This is a genomic window from Haloferax volcanii DS2 (assembly GCF_000025685.1).
In the GTDB taxonomy this organism is placed as follows: Archaea; Halobacteriota; Halobacteria; order Halobacteriales; family Haloferacaceae; genus Haloferax; species Haloferax volcanii.
This window is the reverse complement of record NC_013967.1, coordinates 2,783,226-2,800,997: the sequence shown is the minus strand read 5'-3', so window position 1 is coordinate 2,800,997 and position 17,772 is coordinate 2,783,226. Positions and strand designations below refer to the sequence as shown.

Below are 17,772 nucleotides of genomic sequence, written 5' to 3'. Positions count from 1 at the left end.
CCTCCCGCGCCGCATAACTGCCGACGCGGAAGCTTTGAAACCCCGCGGCGACGACGGGCAGATATGCGCATCATCGCCTTCGACTTCGACGGCACGCTCTCGGACTCCGAGATGACGGTTCTCCTCGGCAAAAAGAACGGCACGGCCGACGAGATGGCCGACATCACCGAACGAGCCATGAACGACGAGATGAGCTACGCGGAGAGCCTCCGGTCGCGCGCCCGCCTCCTCGAAGGCCTCGAAGAGGAACTCGCAGAGGAAGCTTACGGCGAGGTCGAACTCCGCCCCGGCGCGGCCGACCTCATCCAGCGCCTCCGCGACTACGGCCACCACGTCGCCATCTTCACCGGCGGCTTCGAACGCGGCGTCGAGCGCGCGCTCGAAAAGGAAGGCGTCGAAGTCGACGACATCGTCTCGAACCGCCTGCCCGTGAAGGGCGGCCGACTCACCGGCGACGTGGAAGGGTCGCTCATCGAGGGCACGAAGGACACGGCGCTGGAGACTCACGCCGCCGAACTCGACGTACCCATGGACCGAACGGTCGCGGTCGGCGACGGCGCGAACGACCTCCCGATGCTCGAAGTCGCCGGCCTCTCGGTCGGCTTCGTCCCCAAGGACGCGGTCCGCCCGGCCTGCGACGCCGTCGTCGCCTCCATGGACCGACTCGGAAAGCTCTTCGAGAGCCACGGGATTCTCGACGCCGACGAGTAGACCGCTTGTGTTCTGCTAACACTTATCACATCTCGGCCCGTAGCGCCGCGCATGGCAATCAGCGACGTCAACACGCCCGAACTCTGGGTGGCGGGCTTCGCCTTCGTGGTTCTCGCGGTCGCCGCCCTGTTCGAGGGCGTCGTCCTCCTCGATGTCCGCACACTCGGCGTCGACGAGTCGCTTCCCGCGGCCGTGGCAGTCGTGGGGACGATGTTGGCGCTGTGGTGGTTCGACGACGGGTGAGCGCGACCGCGACTGCGACCGCGACCCAGACAGGACAGGACAGAACAGAACTGAACCGACGCTGAACTGCTCTTTTTGCGACTGTGCGAACCCCGGAGCGACGCGACCGAACGGGGACAACGATTAAGTCGATGTGTAAAGTACACTTTACTGTAAAGCGAACTTTCCACCCGGCTTCCCGCGACCGGCGCTTTACACAGCACTATGTCACAAGTCCAACGCTCACCGACGCCTCGGCTCTCCAGACAACGGCGGTACCGGCGCCTGCTGTTCGGTTCCATCGGAGCGGGCGTCCTCGCCTCCCTCGTCCTCCGATTCCTCGACTACCCCGTCCTCGGGGAAGCCGTCTACTGGCTCGGCATCGTCGCCGCGCTCGCCGTCTGGCGTGGCACCGACGTCGCGCTGTTCGACGAGCGCGACCGCTCGCTCGAACGGCGGGCGAGTCAGCTCACCATGACCGTCACCGCGGTGGTTCTCGTCCTCGGCGCGTCCGCCGCCCGACTCGGTGCGACGCTCGGGCTGTTCGAGGTCTCGCCGTTCCTCTCGGGCGCGCTGTACGGCTACGTCGGGCTGTTCGGGCTCTTCGCCCTGTGCTACCTCTGGGTCCGCGCTCGGACATGAAAAACGGGCTCCGAACGCGCCGCGAGGCCGCCGACCTCAGCCAAGGCGAACTCGCAGAGGCGGTCGGCGTCACCCGCCAGACCATCAACGCCATCGAGCGCGAGCGGTACGACCCCTCGCTCGAACTGGCGTTCAAGCTGGCGGCGTACTTCGACTGCCGCGTCGAGGATCTCTTCGACCCGGAACTCGATGCCGACCTGACCGCTTAAAAAATCAGCTCGCCGTTTTTCGGACGCTTCCTCACCGATTCAGGGTGTGAATCGCCTGTCCGAGCGCGTTCTCGGCGGCCTCCATGACCGCTTCCGCGAGCGTCGGGTGGGTGTGGATGGTCGAGGCCACGTCTTCGAGCGTCGCGCCCATCTCGATGGCGAACGCGAGTTCGGCGATGAGTTCGGAGGCCTCGGGGCCGACGATTTGCGCCCCGAGGACGAAGCCGGACTCCTCGTCGGCGACGACGCGGACGAAGCCGTCGGCGTGGTTCGTCGTCAGCGCGCGGCCGGACGCCCGGAAGGGCATCTGCCCGACGACGGGCGTGAAGCCGGCCTCCTCGGCGTCGGCCTCGGTCATGCCGACCGTGCCGATTTCGGGGTCGGTGAACACCGCGGCGGGGACGGCCTGACTGTCGAAGGCGACCGGTTCGCCGGCGACGTGCTCGGCGGCGACGATGCCCTCCTTCGAGGCGACGTGGGCGAGCATCGGCGTGTCCTCGACCACGTCGCCGACGGCGTAGATGTGCTCCACGTCGGTGCGGCGGCGGTCGTCGACCGAGAGGAAGCCGCGGTCGTCGGCTTCGAGGCCGGCGTTCTCGATGTCCATCGTGTCGGTGACGGGCGAGCGCCCGACGGCGACGAGCACCTTGTCGGCGCGGTACTCGTTTTCCTCGCCGTCTTCGGTCTCGGTCGTCACCATGATGCCGTCGTCCTCCTCGCGCCAGCCGCTCGCGCCCTCACCGAGGTGCATGTCGATGCCGAGCTCTTCGGCGCGCTTGCGGACGACGCGGGCCACGTCGGACTCGTAGCCCGGCAGGATGTCGTCGAGCATCTCGACGACGGTCACGTCCGCGCCGAGCTTGGCGAACGTCGTGGACAGCTCCATCCCGATGTAGCCGCCGCCGACGACGACCAGTCGCTCCGGGACGGTGTCGGCCTCGAGGGCGTCGCGCGACGACCACACCGGCTCGTCGCCGAAGTCGAAACCGGGAATCTGGATGACGCGCGAGCCGGTGGCGATGATGCAGTGCTCGAACTCGATGGTCTCCGAGCCCTGCCCCTCGCCGCCGTGGGCGATGCGGACGGCGTTCTCGTCCTTGAAGCGGGCGGTTCCCTCGACGAGGTTGACGCCGTTCGCCTTACAGAGCTTCTCGACGCCGCCGGTGAGTTGGTCCACGACGCCGCTCTTCCAGTCGCGCAGTTGCGACATGTCCACGACGGGGTCGGCGTGGATGCCCATCTCCTCGGCGTTGCCCGCCTCGTGGGCGAGGTTCGCCCCCGTGATGAGCGCCTTCGATGGGATACAGCCGTAGTTGAGGCAGGTGCCCCCGTAGGCGTCCTTCTCGACCAGCGTCGTGTCGATGCCGTTCTGTGCGGCGCGGATGGCGGCGACGTAGCCGCCGGGTCCCGCGCCGATGACGAGCAGTTCGGTTCCGGTTGCGATGTCTCCGACGACCATTATTCTAACACCAGCAGTTTGGGGTCTTCGAGCAGTTCCTTCACGCGGTTCGTGAACCGAGCGCCCTGCGCGCCGTCGACGACGCGGTGGTCGAACGACAGCGAGAGGGTGAGGACGTTTCGCGGCACGACCTCACCGTCGACGACCCGGGGCTTTTCTTTGATGGCTCCGAGCGCGAGAATCGCCACCTCGGGGTAGTTGATAATCGGCGTCGCGTACTCGCCGCCGATGCCGCCGACGTTGGTGATGGTGAAGGTGCCGCCGCGCATCTCCTCGGGCGCGATTTTGCGGTTGCGGGCCTTCTCGACCTTCTCGTTCATCTCGTCGGCGAGTTCGAGCATCCCCTTGCGGTCCGCGTCGTGGACGACGGGGACGAGCAGACCGGCGTCGGTCGCGGCCGCGACGCCGATGTTGTACTCGTCGCGCAGGACGATTTCCTCGTTTTCCTCGTCGAGCTGCGAGTTGAGGTACGGGAAGCCCTTCAGCGCCGCGACGACGGCCTTCATCACGAACGGCATGTAGGTCAGCCGCGAGCCGCGCTCCTCGGCGACGGGCTTGAGCTGTTCGCGCAGTTCGACGAGCTCCGTCACGTCCACCTCGTCGTGGTGGGTGACGTGCGGCGCGGTGTACTTCGACCGCTGCATCTGGTCGCCGATGGCCTTGCGGACGCCCTTGTAGGGGACGCGCTCGCCGGCACCGGGGCCGGCCTCGGGCGGTGCGGGTTCACTCGCCGCGTCGACCGTCGCCTCGGCGGTCGCGGTTCCGGCGTCGGCCTCGGCGGACACCGCCTCGGCGTCCGCGGCCTGCGCCTCGCGCTGTGCTTGGGCGTACTCCTGGACGGCCTCGGGCGAGACGAACGCCTCGCCGTCGCGCATCTCCGTCGCGGGGACCGCGTCGATGTCGACGCCCTCCTCTTTGGCCAGCGCGCGGGTCGCGGGCGCGGCGAGCGTCTGCTCGCGGTCGGCGCTCTCGGTCGGCGCGGACGAGGAGGCGGACGCGGACGTTCCCTCGTCGCGCTTCGCGGTCGCGGACTTCCCGTTGGTCTGGACGGTCCGCGGGCCGCTGGGCTCGTCGTCCTCGTCGCCGTCGTCGTCCGCGGCGGCGCGAACGTCGCCTTCGGTCACGCGGCCGCTCGGGCCGCTGCCGTCGACGGCGTCGAGGTCGACGCCGAGTTCGCGGGCGAGGCGACGGACGCTCGGCGGGGCGAACACGCGCCCGCCGGAACCCGACTCGTCGTCGCTAGCGCCGTCGTCGCCCTCGGCCGACTCAGACCCGGCCGCTTCGGCGTCCGCGTCGGCGGCCTCGGCGGCCTCCTCGTCGTCGCCATCCTCCTGAATGGTGATGATGACGTCGCCGACGGGGACGACCTCGCCCTCCTCGGCGAGGAGTTCCTTCACCGTCCCGTCGAACGGCGAGGGCACGTCGACGAGCGCCTTGTCGGTCTCGACCTCCGCGAGCACCTGGTCTTCGGTTACCTCGTCGCCCGGCGCGACGTGCCACGTTACGAGTTCGCCTTCCGCGACGCCTTCACCGACGTCGGGGAGTTTGAATTCCTTGAGCGCCATCGTTCAGAAGTTCACCGCCTCACGAATACCTTCTTCGACGCGGGCGACCGACGGGAGGTAGTAGTCCTCCAGCGCGTACAGCGGGTACGGCACGTCGTAGCCCGCGACGCGCTTGACCGGCGCTTCCTGATAGAGCAGCGCCTCCTCCTGAACCGTCGCCGTGATTTCGGCTCCGAGGCCGCCGTTCTTCGGGGCCTCGTGGACGACCACCGCGCGGCCGGTCTTCTTGAACGACTCCACGATGGTCTCGCGGTCGAGCGGCGAGATGGTTCGGATGTCCACGACCTCGGCGTCGATACCCTCTTCTTCGAGGTTCTCGACGGCCTCCAGCGTCGGGCGCGTCATCGCGCCGAAGGTGAACACGGACACGTCCGTGCCCTCGCGGCGAACCGCGGCCTCGCCGATGGGGACCGTGTAGTCGTCTTCCGGGACTTCGCCGCGGAACGCCCGGTAGATGAGCTTCGGCTCCATGAAGATGACCGGGTCGGGGTCGCGGATGGCGGAGATGAGCAGTCCCTTCGTGTCGTACGGCGTCGAGGGGATGACGACCTTCAGGCCGGCCTCGTGCGCGTAGAACATCTCCTTGGACTCCGAGTGCGACTCGGGGGCGCGGATGCCGCCGCCGTAGGGCGCACGAAGCACCATGGGGAGCGTGTAGCGGCCGCGGGTGCGGTTGCGGAACCGCCCCATGTGGCTCACGATTTGGTCGAATCCGGGGTACATGAAGCCGGAGAACTGAATCTCGGGGACCGGCTTCAGTCCCATCGCGGCCATGCCGATGGCCGTGCCGACGATGCCCGATTCGGCCAGCGGCGTGTCGATGACGCGGTCGTCTCCGAACTCGTCCCAGAGGCCCTCCGTAGCCCGGAAGACGCCGCCGTTCTTGCCGACGTCTTCGCCCATGACGAGCACCTCGTCGTCGAGGTTCATCTCGGTGTAGAGACCGTCCCGTACCGCCTGCACGATGGTGAGGTTCTGACTGCTCATTCTCTGAGGAATCCTTCGTCGCCGAACTTCTCGCGGAGCGCCTCGAACTCCTCGTACTGCGCTTGAATCTCCGGGGTTCGCTCGGCGTATGCGTGGTTGAACATCTCGCTCGGGTCCGGCCGCGGGTCGGACTCGGCCGCCTCGATGGCGTCCGCGACCCGCCCTTTCACGTCTTCTTCGATGGCCTCGACGCCCTCGTCGTCGATCCGGCCCGTCTCGCGGAGGAACGCCTCCAGCCGCGGGATGGGGTCTTTCGCCTTCCACTTCTCGACTTCCTCGTCGTCGCGGTAGACGGTCGGGTCGTCGGCGGTCGTGTGCGCGCCGAAGCGGTACTGGACCGCCTCGATGAGCGTCGGGCGGCCCTCGCCCTCGCCGGGGTTCTTCGCCTTGTCGAGCGCCGCCTTCGTCACGGAGTAGACCGCGAGCGGGTCCATCCCGTCGACCTGCACGCCGTCGATGCCGTAGGCGGTCGCCTTCTGCGCCAGCGTCTCGGAGGCGGTCTGTCGCTCCCGCGGCACCGAGATGGCCCACTGGTTGTTGTTACAGAAGAAGACGTTCGGGGTGTCGAAGACGCCCGCGAAGTTCAGCCCCTCGTGGAAGTCGCCCTCGGAGGTCGCGCCGTCACCGAAGTAACAGATGACGGCCGTGTCGTCCTCGCCGCGGAGCTTCTTCGCCCACGCCGCGCCGGTCGCGTGGGGAATCTGCGAAGCGATGGGGACCGCGGGCGGGAAGAGGTTCACGCCCTCGGGCATCTCGTTGCCCTTCTCGTGGCCCATCCAGTACAGAAGCGTCTGCTTCAGCGGAAGCCCCCGGAGCAGCGACGCGCCGTGTTCGCGATAGCTCGGGACCATCCAGTCCTGTTCGTCGAGCGCGATTGCGCTCCCGATTTGTGCGCCCTCCTGTCCCGACAGCGGCGGATACGTCCCCATCCGCCCCTGTCGCTGGAGACTCACCGCCCGCGTGTCGAAGTGCCGGGCGAGACGCATGTATCGGTACATCTCGACGAGCGTCTCGTCGTCGATGTCGGGAACCTCGCCGACGACGGTCCCGTCCTCGTCGAGCACTCGTACCCGGTCCTGCGGGTCGCGTTGAAGCACGCTCACGGGAGAACCCTCCTGTTCATGGCAAAATCGACACCCGCCGGCGTTATATTGTTTTCGTATATAATTTACTTTGACTCGGAATATTGCGCCTCGCGTCGTGCTATGTCAACTCACACGAGATAAAATTGGACATTTTCGCTTCTAAACGATTCTTCCTGACGTTCATTCGTGTGAACCCACACATCACCGAGAGATAATCGGAAATATCGGCAGCGTTGCAGGTCCGCTTCGGGGCGGGCGTGGAGTCGGACCCGGTCGGTCGAGTCGCGCGGAGTGGGCTGGGATGGCGGCGAGACTTACTGTCCGGCGGCCGCGCGCGCGGCCTGTCGCGCCTCCTCGACGCTCGACCCCTCGCGGAGGAGCGCGTCCACGAACAACTCGCCGGCCTTGTACGACGACCGGACCATCGGGCCGGACGCGCAGTAGAGGAAACCCAGTTCGTCTTCTGCGACGCGCCGCCACGTCTCGAAGGCGTCGGGGTGGACGTACTCGAACACGTCGAGGTGGCTCCGAGAGGGCTGGAGGTACTGGCCGAAGGTGACGATATCCACGTCGGCCTCGCGGAGGTCGGAAAGCGTCTGGTAGACCTCGTGGGCGTGCTCGCCGAGACCGAGCATGACCGAGGTCTTCGTGTGGATGTCGGACTCGTCTGTCACCTGCTGGAGCACCGAAAGCGACTGCTCGTAGCCGGCACGGCGGTCCCGAATCGGCCACTGGAGGCGCTCGACGGTCTCGATGTTGTGGGCGATGACGTCGGGTCCGGCGTCGATTATCTTCCGGACGTGCTCGGGGTCGCCCTGGAAGTCGGGAATCAGCACCTCGACGAGCACCTCGGGGTCGCGGCGCTTGATTTCGCGGATGGTCTCCGCGAAGTGGGCCGCGCCCTGGTCCGGCAGGTCGTCGCGGTCCACGGAGGTCAACACGACGTAGTCGAGGCCGATTTCGGTCACCGCGTCGGCGACGTTCGCCGGTTCGTCGGAGTCCAGCGGCTCCATCCCGCCTGTCGTCACGTCGCAGAAGTTACACCCGCGCGAACACCGGTCGCCCATGAGCATGAACGTGGCCGTCCCGGGGCCGTCGCGGCCGCTCCAGCACTCCCCGAGGTTCGGGCAGTTCGCCTCCTCGCAGACGGTGTTGAGGTTCCGGTCCCGGAGCGTCGATTTGATATCGGTGAAGCGCCGGCCCGATGGCGGTCGCATCTTCAACCAGTCTGGCTTCCGCCGCGTGCGCATAGGCAGTTCTTGCGAGGCGACGGGCAAAAACGTGAGGATTGGTCCGCCGTCTGTCGGGTTGGCGGCGGGATCGCTCGCCAGAGGCGAGCGAACCCGCGTCGCCACGACACCGTTCGGCCGAACAATGGTCTACGGTAGCACACGTTGTTCAGAACAGTTCAAACGAACAGTTCTATCACGGAAAACGAAACGTCCACCTCGGATACATCACGACTTTCCATCAAACAGCACGTACGACCGTGCTAGATATATCACATAACTGAAAAACTTATATTCGAGTAAATACTTCTCTCGAGTATGAACTGGAAACATCGCCGCGACATGACGAAGGCCGAATCGAAGAAGCACGAGGCCACCGCGGGGACGAACTGGTCGTTCATCGCCGCGCTCGCCGGCGCTGCGTAAGCGGGCCTGCGCCTCGGTCCCCGAACCAATCCTCACCACCCTACCACCCACCAACCTCAGCCCCTCCGTGTTCCGCTCGTTCGACGCTCCCGAGCCGCCGCGCCGGATGGAGAAACGCCTTTCCCCACGGACGACTCGGCTTCGTGTATGACGCTCGTCTTCGTCTCGTCCCCGACGCCAGCGCGCACCCGGAGGTGCGCCCAGTGAAAGTCGCCGAGGCGGTCCCCGAGTTCGCAGACGCCTTCGGGTTCGAGGAGTTCAACCGGATGCAGCGCGAGGCGCTGCCCGCCATCCTCGACACCGACCACAACGTCGTCGCCTCCGCGCCCACCGCCAGCGGGAAGACGGCGCTCGCCGAACTCGCCATCTGCCGGACCCTCCGCGACGAGGGGACGGCGCTTTTCATCGCGCCGCTCCGCGCGCTCACCACCGAGAAGGAGACCGAGTGGGAGCGCTTCGAGGACCTCGGTTACTCCGTCTACGTCGTCACCGGCGAGCGCGACCTGAATCCCCGCCGGGCCGCCCGCGCCGACATCCTCGTGATGACGCCCGAGAAGACCGACTCCGCGACCCGGAAACACGACTCCGCGCGCTACTCGTTCATCGAGGACGTCGACTGCGTCGTCATCGACGAGGTCCACCTGCTGGATTCGGAGACCCGCGGCGGCGTCCTCGAAGTCACCGTCTCGCGGATGCGCCGCATCTGCGACCCCCGAATCGTCGCGCTGTCTGCGACCATGCCCAACATCGACGACGTGGCGGCGTGGCTCGACGCGCCGGACGAGACCACCTTCGAGTTCGGTGACGACTATCGCCCCGTCGACCTCCACGCGGGCGTCAAGACCTACACCCACGGCGAGAACTCCTTCGCCGACAAGTACCGCCGACTGTACCGGGCGTTCGACCTCGCGGAGCCCCACATCCGCGACGGCGGCCAGTCGCTCGTCTTCGTCTCCTCGCGGCAGGACGCCGTCCGCGCGGCCGCCAAGGCCCGCGACGAACTCGCAAAGCGCGACGTGCCCATCGGCGCGCGCGGCGACTACGACTTCCACAACGAGGCGAAGGAACTGAGCAACGACTCGCTCGCCAAGGGCGTCTTGGACGGCGTCGGCTTCCACCACGCCGGCCTCTCGCGGGACGACCGCGAGGCCGTCGAGGAGTGGTTCAAGGAGGGCAAGATTCAGCTCCTGTTTTCGACCTCCACGCTCGCGTGGGGCGTGAACCTCCCCGCCCGCTGTGTCGTCATCCGCGACACGAAACACCACGACCCCCTCGAAGGCGAGGTGGACATCTCCCCGCTCGACATCCTCCAGATGCTCGGCCGCGCCGGCCGCCCCGGCTACGACGACGTCGGCTACGGCTGGGTCGTCTGCGACCGCTCGGACCAGAACAAGTACCGCCGCCTGCTCCGCGAGGGCAAGGAAATCGAGTCGCGCCTCGCAGAGGACCTCGACTCGCACCTCAACGCCGAAATCGCCATGGGGACCATCCGCGACCTCGACGACGTCATGTCGTGGCTGGAGACGACGTTCTACTACCGGCGGGCGCAGTCGAACCCGGCGGCCTACGACTTCGAGGACCTCCGCTCGCGCGTCCGCGACGTGCTCGACCGCCTCGTCTCCCGCGGCTTCGTCGAGATGGACGACGACCTCTCCATCGACGCGACCCCGCTCGGGCGACTCACCTCGAAGTACTATCTCCGACTCGGGACCGCCTCGCGCTTCGCGGACCTCGCGGAACGGGACCGCATCACCGCCGACGACGTCCTCGAAACCGTCGCGGGCGCGGCCGACTTCCGACAGGTGTCGGCGCGCCAGTCCGAGGTGGACGCCGTCGACTCGGTGCTGACGGGCGTCTCGACCACGCTCGAAGACGGCCCGAAGAAGGTGCTCGCCATCCTCCACGCCAGCATGGCGAACTCGACGCCGAGCGAACTCCGGAGCGACGCGTGGGTCATCAAGCAGAACGCGCTCCGACTCCTCTCGGCGCTCCGGGAGTTCCTCGACACCTTCGCGGACGCCCGCGCGGCCAACCTCGCGAAGCGCGTCGAGGCCCGCGTCGACAACGGCGTCAGCAGCGACGCCGCGGCGCTCACGGCCGTCGACGGCATCGGTCCCGGTCGCGCGCGAAAGCTCGCCACCGGCGGCCTCTCGACCCCGGCCGACGTGGTCGACGCCGGCGTGAAGGAACTCACTCGCGCGGGCCTCTCGCAGGGCGTCGCCGAGCGCGTCATCGAGAGCGCGAAGGACCTCCCCGCGCCCGACATCGACTGGGGCGAGTTCCCCGAGTCGGTCGCCCGCGGCGAGAGCGACATGCACGACATCCGCGTTCGAAACGACGGCGGCGGCGGCTCGGTCGGTGTCCGCGTCACCGTCAACGACGTTGAGATGTCGACGAAGACGTGCTACCTCTCCGACGAGGTGACCGTCCCCGTCGGCGTCTTCGGCGCGGCGGACGACGAACTGGAGTTCGTCGTGGAGGTCGCGTTCCCCGACCTGCCGCTGCTCCCGATTCGGGAGTCGCGGACGGTTCGGGTCGAATAGAAAAGCGCGGCGGCAGCCGCGTTCGGTCGGGGTTCGGTCGTTTGTAATCTCGTCTCGGTCGCCTCTCGCTTACTCCTCGCCCAACAGCGCCGCCCGCAACTCCGCCGCCCCGTCGACGATTCTATCCGCCCGCGAGAGGTCGAGGTCGGCGTTCTGCCCGCCGCGGTAGGCGATGGTGTACGCGCCGGACCGCACGGCCGCCTCGATGCCGTTTATCGAATCCTCGATGACGACGCACTCCTCGGGGGCGACGCCGAACTCGGCGGCGGCGTGCTCGTAGATGTGGGGTTCGGGCTTCCCCGGTTTGTCGATGTCGTCGGCCGAGAGCACGAGGTCGAGCGGGTCGAGGTCGAATCGCTCGCGGACGGTCGAAATCCAGTCCTGCGGGGCCGACGAGACGATTGCGAGTTTCTTGCCCGCCGCGCGGAGGTCCGAAAACAGCTCCCCCGCGCCGTCCATCAGGACGACGTGTTCGCCGTAGACGCTCTCTGAGTTCTCGTGGTACGCCGCGACGAACTCGTCTTTCGTGACGGTCGTCCCGTACTCCGCGTCGAGGTAGTCGTATATCTCGCGGAAGTTCATCCCCGTTATCTCCTCGTGGTCGGGGTCGCCGGACTCGATGGCGTCGGCGAACACCCACTCGTCCTCGAAGGCGTGCCAGTACTGCTCGGAATCGACTAACACTCCGTCCATGTCGAACAGCACGGCGTTCGCGTCCATGATTCGCCCTCGGCCGCGACCGACCAAAGAGCTTCGTGCCGCGGAATGCCCGGTGAACCCTCGCACGTAGGTTCAAATCGGAACCGGCGACCACCCCGCCGCATGGATTCGATACGCGTCTTCGCCGGCGACTGCACCGTCAGCTTCGAAGGCTCCCGCGACCGCACCCAGCGCGGCCGGGTCGTCGTCGTGGCCAAGCCCGACAGAACCGTCCTCGTTCACGACGCCGGGGGCTACCAGCCCGTCGCGTGGCTGACCCGCGCCGACTCGCTGACCGTCGAGTCGGGACCGGGGTCGTTCGGCCTCGTGGCCCGCGCGGGCGACCAGACCCTCACCGTCGACTCGAACGACGTGACCGGCCGCGCCGAGTACCCCGCGAGCGACGCGGGCGTCCCGGTCGGCTCGCATCCCGACACCGGCGACCCGCTCGTCAGGACCAACGGCTCCGTCGTCGCCCTCGACTCGGGGACCGAGTATCGCCTCCCTGCGGGCGCGACCGTCCTCGACGAGACGTGCGACGACTGCGGCCTGCCGCTGATGCGCGTCGAGCGCGGCGCGCCGTTCGAGGTGTGCATCGACCGCCGGTGCGACCCGCTGGACGACCACGTGAAAGACCGGTTCGACGGCGAGTGGTCGTGTCCGGACTGCGGGTCGCCGCTCCGAATCCTCCGGCGGAGCGGTCGCCTGCTCGCCGGCTGCGACGCTTATCCCGAGTGCGAGACGGCCTTCTCGCTCCCCGCGGGCGTCGTCGGAGACGACTGCGACTGCGGCCTGCCGACGTTCGAGACGGGTCGCGGCCGGCGGTGTCTCGACTCGACCTGCGAGGGCCGATGAGTCGAGACGAGGGGCGGCGAGCGTGGCCCCGTCGCTGGCGACACGGCCGGCCGCGAGGGGTGCGTCCGGGGTCGGGGCCGCGACCGCGACGAACCGGTGGCGGCGACGGCCGCCGCTCCGACGCCCCCGCGGGCCGCGCCGCCGGCATCGCAGGCCCTTTGTCGTCGCCGCGCCCCGGTTCTGGTATGCAAGGACGCCTCGAAGACGGCGTCGTCCATCTCCCGGGCGACGCTCGACAGCGGTTCCACGACTCCCGCGGCTACGGGAGACCCACCGGCGGCGACGACCTCGAGGTCGCGCCCGTCGAGGCCGCCCACCTGCTCTCGCGGGACGACATCGACGGCGTGGACGGGATGGGCCTGCGCGAACTCCTCGCGCGCACCGGGACCACCCTCGACTTCGTCGTCTACAAAGACCTCCGCGACCGCGGGTTCTACCTCTCGCCCGCCCGCGAGGGCTGGCCCGGCGTCGCGGACGCCGCTGACGCGGATTTCCTCGTCTACCCCCGCGGGAAGGGTCCGTGGGACGGCGAGGTCGAACACCGGGTCCGCGTCGTCGGCGAGCGCGAGAGTATCCCCGTCTCGTCGCTCGGCGAGGTGGTCCTCGCCATCGTCGACGAGGACGGCGACCTGACGTACTTCGACACCGAGGGGGACGACCCCGAGGGGACGGCCGCAGAGGACCTCCCGGCCGACCTCGACGCGGAACTCCTCTCGGACCGCGCGCTCGTCTGGGACGGCGTCGACCGCCTCTACCAGCGCGGCTTCTTCGGCCAGCGCCTGTACGGCAGAAACGCCGACAGCGGCCCGCTCCAACTGTCGCTGCTGGAAGCCGCCTACCTCGCCCGCGCCGACGCGCTCGCCATCGACGAGGCCGACGTTGTCTCCCGCGGCCGCGACGTGGAGGGCGACCGGTTCGACCGTCGACTCGCGGTGTACGCCGCGCTCAGGGAGGCCAAGACGGTCCCGAAGAGCGGCTTCAAGTTCGGCTCGGACTTCCGCGTCTACACCGAGTTCGAGTCGGTCGACGACCTCTCGCACTCCGAGTTCCTCGTGCGCGTGGTCGCGCCCGACCACACGTTCGTCCCGCGGGACCTCTCGCTCGACGTGCGCCTCGCCGGCGGTGTCCGCAAGCGAATGGTTTTTGCGCTGACCGACGACAACGGAGAGATAGACTGGCTTTCGGTCAGTCGGCTCACACCATGACAGACGACGAACCCGCGGAGCGCATCCGCACCGATGGAGGCACAGCAGAGGGAGCAGATGACGTCGCCCTCGACCCGTGGGGCTCGTCGACCGTCTCCGACTACCGGAAGCTGTTCGAGGAGTTCGGTATCGAGGAGTTCGACGAGGTGCTCGACGAGGTGCCGAACCCGCACTACCTGATGCGCCGCGGGGTCATCTTCGGCCACCGCGACTACCGGCCGGTCCTCGACGCCATGCGAAACGGCGACGACTTCGCCGTCCTCTCGGGCTTCATGCCGACGGGCGACCCCCACATCGGCCACAAGCTCGTCTTCGACGAGATAATCTGGCATCAAGAGCAGGGCGGCGACGCCTACGGCCTCATCGCCGACATGGAGGCGCACTCCGCCCGCGGCATCCCGTGGGACGAAATCAACGAGCACAGCCGCGACTACCTGCTGTCGCTCATCGCGCTCGGGTTCGACCCCGAGGAGGGCGAACTCTACCGACAGTCGGACAACGACCGCCTCCAGCGGCTCGCGTTCGAACTCGGTGGGAAGGCCAACTTCTCGGAGTTCCAGTCCATCTACGGCTTCGACGGCGAGACCAACGTCTCGCACATGCAGTCGGTCGTCACGCAGATGGCCGACATCCTCTACCCGCAGTTGGACGACCCCAAGCCGACGGTCATCCCGGTCGGCCCCGACCAGGACCCCCACGTCCGGTTCGCCCGCGACCTCGCCATCCGGATGCGATTCTTCAAGGTGACCGAGGCGTTCGCGAGCTTCGAACTCGACGACGCCGAGCGCCCGCTCGTCGCGGCCGCCCACGACGCCCGCGAGGCGTACGCCGAGGACGCCGACATGCCGCGGTGCGGCGAGGCGGCCGAGTGGCTCGCCGACGCCGACCTCGACGCGGCCGGCGTGCTCGTTTCCGAGTCGGTCCGCGAATCGGCGGTCGAGAAGCTCGAAAACGCCGGGATGGAACCGCTCCGCCCGCGGATTCGGTTCTTCGCGCGGCAGGCGACCGACGAGGCGTTCGAGGCGCTCATCGAGGACATCGAGGGCGAAAAGCGCCGGTACGACCAGCACATCGACGCGTTCGACATGGACGTCGACGAGGCCGAAGACCTCGCCCGCGAGGTCGAGGCCCATCACGGCGGCTACGGTTTCATCGCGCCGTCCTCTATCTACCACCGCTTCATGACCGGCCTCACCGGCGGCAAGATGTCGTCGTCGATTCCGGCGAGCCACATCTCTCTTCTCGACGCGCCCGAGGAGGGCTACGACAAGGTGAAGTCGGCGACGACCGGCGGCCGCGACACCGCCGACGAACAGCGCGAACTCGGCGGCGAGGCCGACAAGTGTCCGGTGTACGAGCTGTACGCCTACCTGCTGACGGGCGACGACGACGAACTCGCAAAGGAGGTCTACGACGAGTGCGTCGGCGGCGAGCGCCTCTGCGGCGGCTGCAAGGAGCAGGCGGCGACGATGATGCGGGAGTTCCTCGAAGACCACCACGAAAAGCGCGAGGAGGCCGCGGAAGTCCTCGATTCGCTGGACATCGACTTAGAGACGGAGCGGCGGGGAGTGGCGGCCGAACATTAGTGAGGCGGCAACACTACCGACCGCTCACAACCCCACTTCTTCTCCCACGCCGCGGGCGTTCGACTTCTCGTAGAGGTACTCGGCGGTCGCGGCGTCGAGCACCGCCGACCCGACGCTCTCGACCACCAGAATCTCGTCGTCGCTCTCGCGGCCGGCGTCGCCCTCGAAGACGGCCGAGAGCGGAAGCAGGTCGGATTCGTCGATGCCGGCCCCGCGAACGTCACCGATGTCGGCCACTTCCCCGGGCACGTCGGCGAACACCCGCGCGGCTCGCTCGAACGTCTCGGCGTCGAGTTCGCGCGCCTCGGGCGTGTAGGCTCCGACGGCGACGACGAGCGTTCCGGGGTCGAGCCACGAGCCGTCGAAGACGGGCGTCTCGCTGGTCGTCGCGGTGACGACGACGTTCGCGCCGGAGACGGCCGCTTCGGGGGAATCGACGGCCTCGGCGGGGATGCCGTCCTCACGGAGGTCGGCGGCGCACGCCTCGCGGGAGTCGCTCGGGGAGTAGACGCGGACCGACTCGACCGCGGAGCCGACGGCGATAGCGCGGCTCTGCCAGCGGGCCTGCGCGCCCGCGCCGAGGACGCCCAGGCGGACCGGGTCGGTCCCGAGGGACTCCGCGGCGAGCCCGCCGATACAGCCCGTCCGGGCGCTGGTAATCGTCGTCCCGTCGAGGAGCGCGAGCGGGAGACCGGTCGTCGCGTCGGTGAGGACGACCTGCGCGTTCACCGTCGGAAGGCCGTGAGCGCAGTTTTCCGGGTGGACGGCCGCGAGCTTCGTCGCGTACACCTCGCGGCCGTGGATGTACGCCGGCATGGTGAGGCCGGTGCCGAGCGGGCCGTCCTGCTCCGTCGGTTCCGAACCCGAGCGCGTTTCCGTTCCCGCGCTCGCGACGCCGTTTCCGTTCGTCCCGTCCCGGACTCTGTCGGTGTCGATACCCACCGGAAAGTGCGGCCGTGGCGGGCGTTCGACCTCGCCGCGGCCCTGCTTGACGAACGCCTCCTCGACGACCGGGAACAGCTCCGCGAGCGAGAGTAACTCGCCGACGGCGTCGGCGGAGAGAATACGGACCATACCCGAACTACTCTCCGCGGCCGCGTGAAAACAGTGACCCTCGACAGTATGTGACAGACACACTCATGTCGGTGGCGAATCAGACACGACCATGCACGTCCTCATCGTCGGCGGCGGGGTCGTCGGACTCGCCTGCGCCCACGCGCTGGCCGGTCGCGGGGCCGAGGTCACCGTCTGCGAGGCGGGGACGCTCGGCGGCGGTAGCACGGGTCGCGCGGCGGGCGGCATCCGAACGCAGTTCTCGACGCGCGTGAACGTCGACCTCTCGCTCGCAAGCGTCCCAGTCTGGGAGTCCTTCGCGGACGAGTTCGGCGTCGACATCGACTACCGGCGTTCGGGCTACCTCTTTCTCGCCCGGACCGAGGCGACCGCCGCGGCGTTCCGCGAAAACGTCGCCATGCAGACCGACGCGGGCGCGCCGAGTCGCGTCCTCTCGCCCGCGGAGGCCGCCGAGTACCTCCCGGAGTTCCGAACCGAGTCGTTCGTCGCGGCGACGTTCTCGGCGGCCGACGGCGTCGCAGACCCGCACTCCGCGGTGCAGGGCTACTCGGACGCGGTCCGCGCCGCCGGCGTCGACCTCCCACTCGCGCCGCGCCGCCGACAGATAGCCGTCGTCGAACCCGAGGGGGACCTCCCCGCGGACGCCCCGCTGACCATCGACCTCGACACGGGGGCGTACTTCCGGCCGGAACGGGGGGGGACCGCCATCGTCGGCGGGCACTTCTCGGCGTCGGACCCCGACGTGGACCCCGACCGATTCGACGAGTCGATGGACGTGGAGTGGGCGGTGGAAGCGACCGAGCGGACCGACGACGCCGCGGCCTACTTCGGCCCGGAGACGCGGATTCGGAACGGTTGGGCCGGGCCGTACGCCGTGACGCCCGACCACCACGCGATTCTGGACGAGGCGGCCCCCGGTCTCGTCGTCGCCGCGGGCTTTTCGGGCCACGGCTTCCAGCACGCGCCCGCCACGGGCGAGGCCGTCGCCGACCTGGGTCTCGGCGAGGACGCCTGCGAGGTGGACGTGTCGGCGCTGTCGCTCGACCGGTTCGAGTCGGGCGAGACGCTCCGCGAGCGGAACGTCGCGTAGGAGCGCTCGTCGGGCGGCGCGGCGCCGACGCGGAACGTTTTTACTCGGCACTCACAATCGGTCGCATATGGTATCCGAACCCAAGCGCGGGGCGCGAGCGAGCGAACCGACCACCGACGGGTTCGGAGTTTTCTTTCTGACCGCCTGAGGTCGGCGGACTCCGGCCGGGCGTCACCGCGCCCGCC

General features: G+C 68.4%; 16 protein-coding genes. 9 read left to right on the top strand and 7 right to left on the bottom strand.

Annotated elements, in window-relative coordinates:
* The first annotated feature begins 63 nt into the window (after nucleotides 1-63).
* The 4 genes from serB (at nucleotide 64) to HVO_RS19025 (ending at nucleotide 1,784) form a co-directional block, all read left to right on the top strand.
* Nucleotides 64-711 carry a phosphoserine phosphatase SerB gene (serB, locus tag HVO_RS19040; RefSeq protein WP_004044832.1) on the top strand — a complete coding sequence of 216 codons (648 nt, stop codon included), beginning with the start codon at nucleotides 64-66 and terminating at the stop codon, nucleotides 709-711.
* Between the two features lie 51 nt (nucleotides 712-762).
* On the top strand, nucleotides 763-954 hold the full coding sequence (locus HVO_RS19035) for a hypothetical protein (protein ID WP_004044830.1): 192 nt from the start codon (nucleotides 763-765) through the stop codon (nucleotides 952-954).
* Nucleotides 955-1,158: 204 nt separating this feature from the next.
* The gene (locus HVO_RS19030) at nucleotides 1,159-1,575 is read left to right on the top strand and encodes a DUF2178 domain-containing protein (RefSeq protein ID WP_004044828.1); all 417 of its coding nucleotides are present in this window, start codon (nucleotides 1,159-1,161) and stop codon (nucleotides 1,573-1,575) included.
* Nucleotides 1,572-1,784, top strand: a complete 213-nt coding sequence (locus HVO_RS19025) for a helix-turn-helix transcriptional regulator (protein ID WP_004044826.1) — start codon at nucleotides 1,572-1,574, stop codon at nucleotides 1,782-1,784. The genes HVO_RS19030 and HVO_RS19025 overlap by 4 nt, the downstream gene beginning before the upstream one ends.
* Before the next feature lie 31 nt (nucleotides 1,785-1,815).
* Here the strand turns inward: HVO_RS19025 and lpdA are convergent, their stop codons facing one another.
* From lpdA to lipA, 5 genes are all read right to left on the bottom strand, one after another.
* The gene (lpdA, locus tag HVO_RS19020) at nucleotides 1,816-3,243 is read right to left on the bottom strand and encodes a dihydrolipoyl dehydrogenase (protein ID WP_004044825.1); all 1,428 of its coding nucleotides are present in this window, start codon (nucleotides 3,241-3,243) and stop codon (nucleotides 1,816-1,818) included.
* Complete coding sequence (locus tag HVO_RS19015; protein ID WP_004044823.1) at nucleotides 3,243-4,808, bottom strand: dihydrolipoamide acetyltransferase family protein; 1,566 nt, start codon at nucleotides 4,806-4,808, stop codon at nucleotides 3,243-3,245. The genes lpdA and HVO_RS19015 overlap by 1 nt, the downstream gene beginning before the upstream one ends.
* 3 nt (nucleotides 4,809-4,811) lie before the next feature.
* Entirely contained in the window at nucleotides 4,812-5,795 is a 984-nt protein-coding gene (locus HVO_RS19010) for an alpha-ketoacid dehydrogenase subunit beta (RefSeq protein WP_004044820.1), read from the bottom strand.
* Nucleotides 5,792-6,898: a pyruvate dehydrogenase (acetyl-transferring) E1 component subunit alpha gene (pdhA, locus tag HVO_RS19005; RefSeq protein WP_004044818.1), complete on the bottom strand. Its 1,107-nt coding sequence runs from the start codon at nucleotides 6,896-6,898 to the stop codon at nucleotides 5,792-5,794. Before pdhA ends, HVO_RS19010 begins: the two co-directional genes overlap by 4 nt.
* A gap of 296 nt (nucleotides 6,899-7,194) precedes the next feature.
* Nucleotides 7,195-8,130: a lipoyl synthase gene (gene lipA / locus HVO_RS19000; protein ID WP_013035485.1), complete on the bottom strand. Its 936-nt coding sequence runs from the start codon at nucleotides 8,128-8,130 to the stop codon at nucleotides 7,195-7,197.
* A 608-nt stretch (nucleotides 8,131-8,738) separates the two neighbouring features.
* Here lipA and HVO_RS18995 point away from each other — a divergent pair.
* Nucleotides 8,739-11,078 carry a DEAD/DEAH box helicase gene (locus tag HVO_RS18995; RefSeq protein WP_004044810.1) on the top strand — a complete coding sequence of 780 codons (2,340 nt, stop codon included), beginning with the start codon at nucleotides 8,739-8,741 and terminating at the stop codon, nucleotides 11,076-11,078.
* A 69-nt stretch (nucleotides 11,079-11,147) separates the two neighbouring features.
* Here the strand turns inward: HVO_RS18995 and HVO_RS18990 are convergent, their stop codons facing one another.
* Nucleotides 11,148-11,798, bottom strand: a complete 651-nt coding sequence (locus HVO_RS18990; RefSeq protein ID WP_004044808.1) for an HAD family hydrolase — start codon at nucleotides 11,796-11,798, stop codon at nucleotides 11,148-11,150.
* 102 nt (nucleotides 11,799-11,900) lie between these two features.
* On the opposite strand from HVO_RS18990, the gene HVO_RS18985 reads away from it, so the two are divergent.
* The 3 genes from HVO_RS18985 (at nucleotide 11,901) to HVO_RS18975 (ending at nucleotide 15,423) form a co-directional block, all read left to right on the top strand.
* Complete coding sequence (locus HVO_RS18985) at nucleotides 11,901-12,632, top strand: Sjogren's syndrome/scleroderma autoantigen 1 family protein (protein ID WP_004044807.1); 732 nt, start codon at nucleotides 11,901-11,903, stop codon at nucleotides 12,630-12,632.
* Nucleotides 12,633-12,817: 185 nt separating this feature from the next.
* Nucleotides 12,818-13,837, top strand: coding sequence for a tRNA-intron lyase (gene endA, locus HVO_RS18980; RefSeq protein WP_004044805.1), 1,020 nt, complete (start codon nucleotides 12,818-12,820; stop codon nucleotides 13,835-13,837).
* Complete coding sequence (locus HVO_RS18975; protein WP_004044803.1) at nucleotides 13,834-15,423, top strand: tryptophan--tRNA ligase; 1,590 nt, start codon at nucleotides 13,834-13,836, stop codon at nucleotides 15,421-15,423. Before endA ends, HVO_RS18975 begins: the two co-directional genes overlap by 4 nt.
* Before the next feature lie 24 nt (nucleotides 15,424-15,447).
* On the opposite strand, the gene HVO_RS18970 is transcribed toward HVO_RS18975, so the two are convergent.
* Nucleotides 15,448-16,497 (bottom strand): ornithine cyclodeaminase family protein, encoded by a 1,050-nt coding sequence (locus HVO_RS18970; protein WP_004044801.1) that lies wholly within the window; start codon nucleotides 16,495-16,497, stop codon nucleotides 15,448-15,450.
* Between the two features lie 91 nt (nucleotides 16,498-16,588).
* Between HVO_RS18970 and HVO_RS18965 the strand changes: the two genes are divergently transcribed.
* Nucleotides 16,589-17,587, top strand: coding sequence for an NAD(P)/FAD-dependent oxidoreductase (locus tag HVO_RS18965; RefSeq protein ID WP_004044799.1), 999 nt, complete (start codon nucleotides 16,589-16,591; stop codon nucleotides 17,585-17,587).
* The last annotated feature ends 185 nt before the right edge of the window (nucleotides 17,588-17,772 follow it).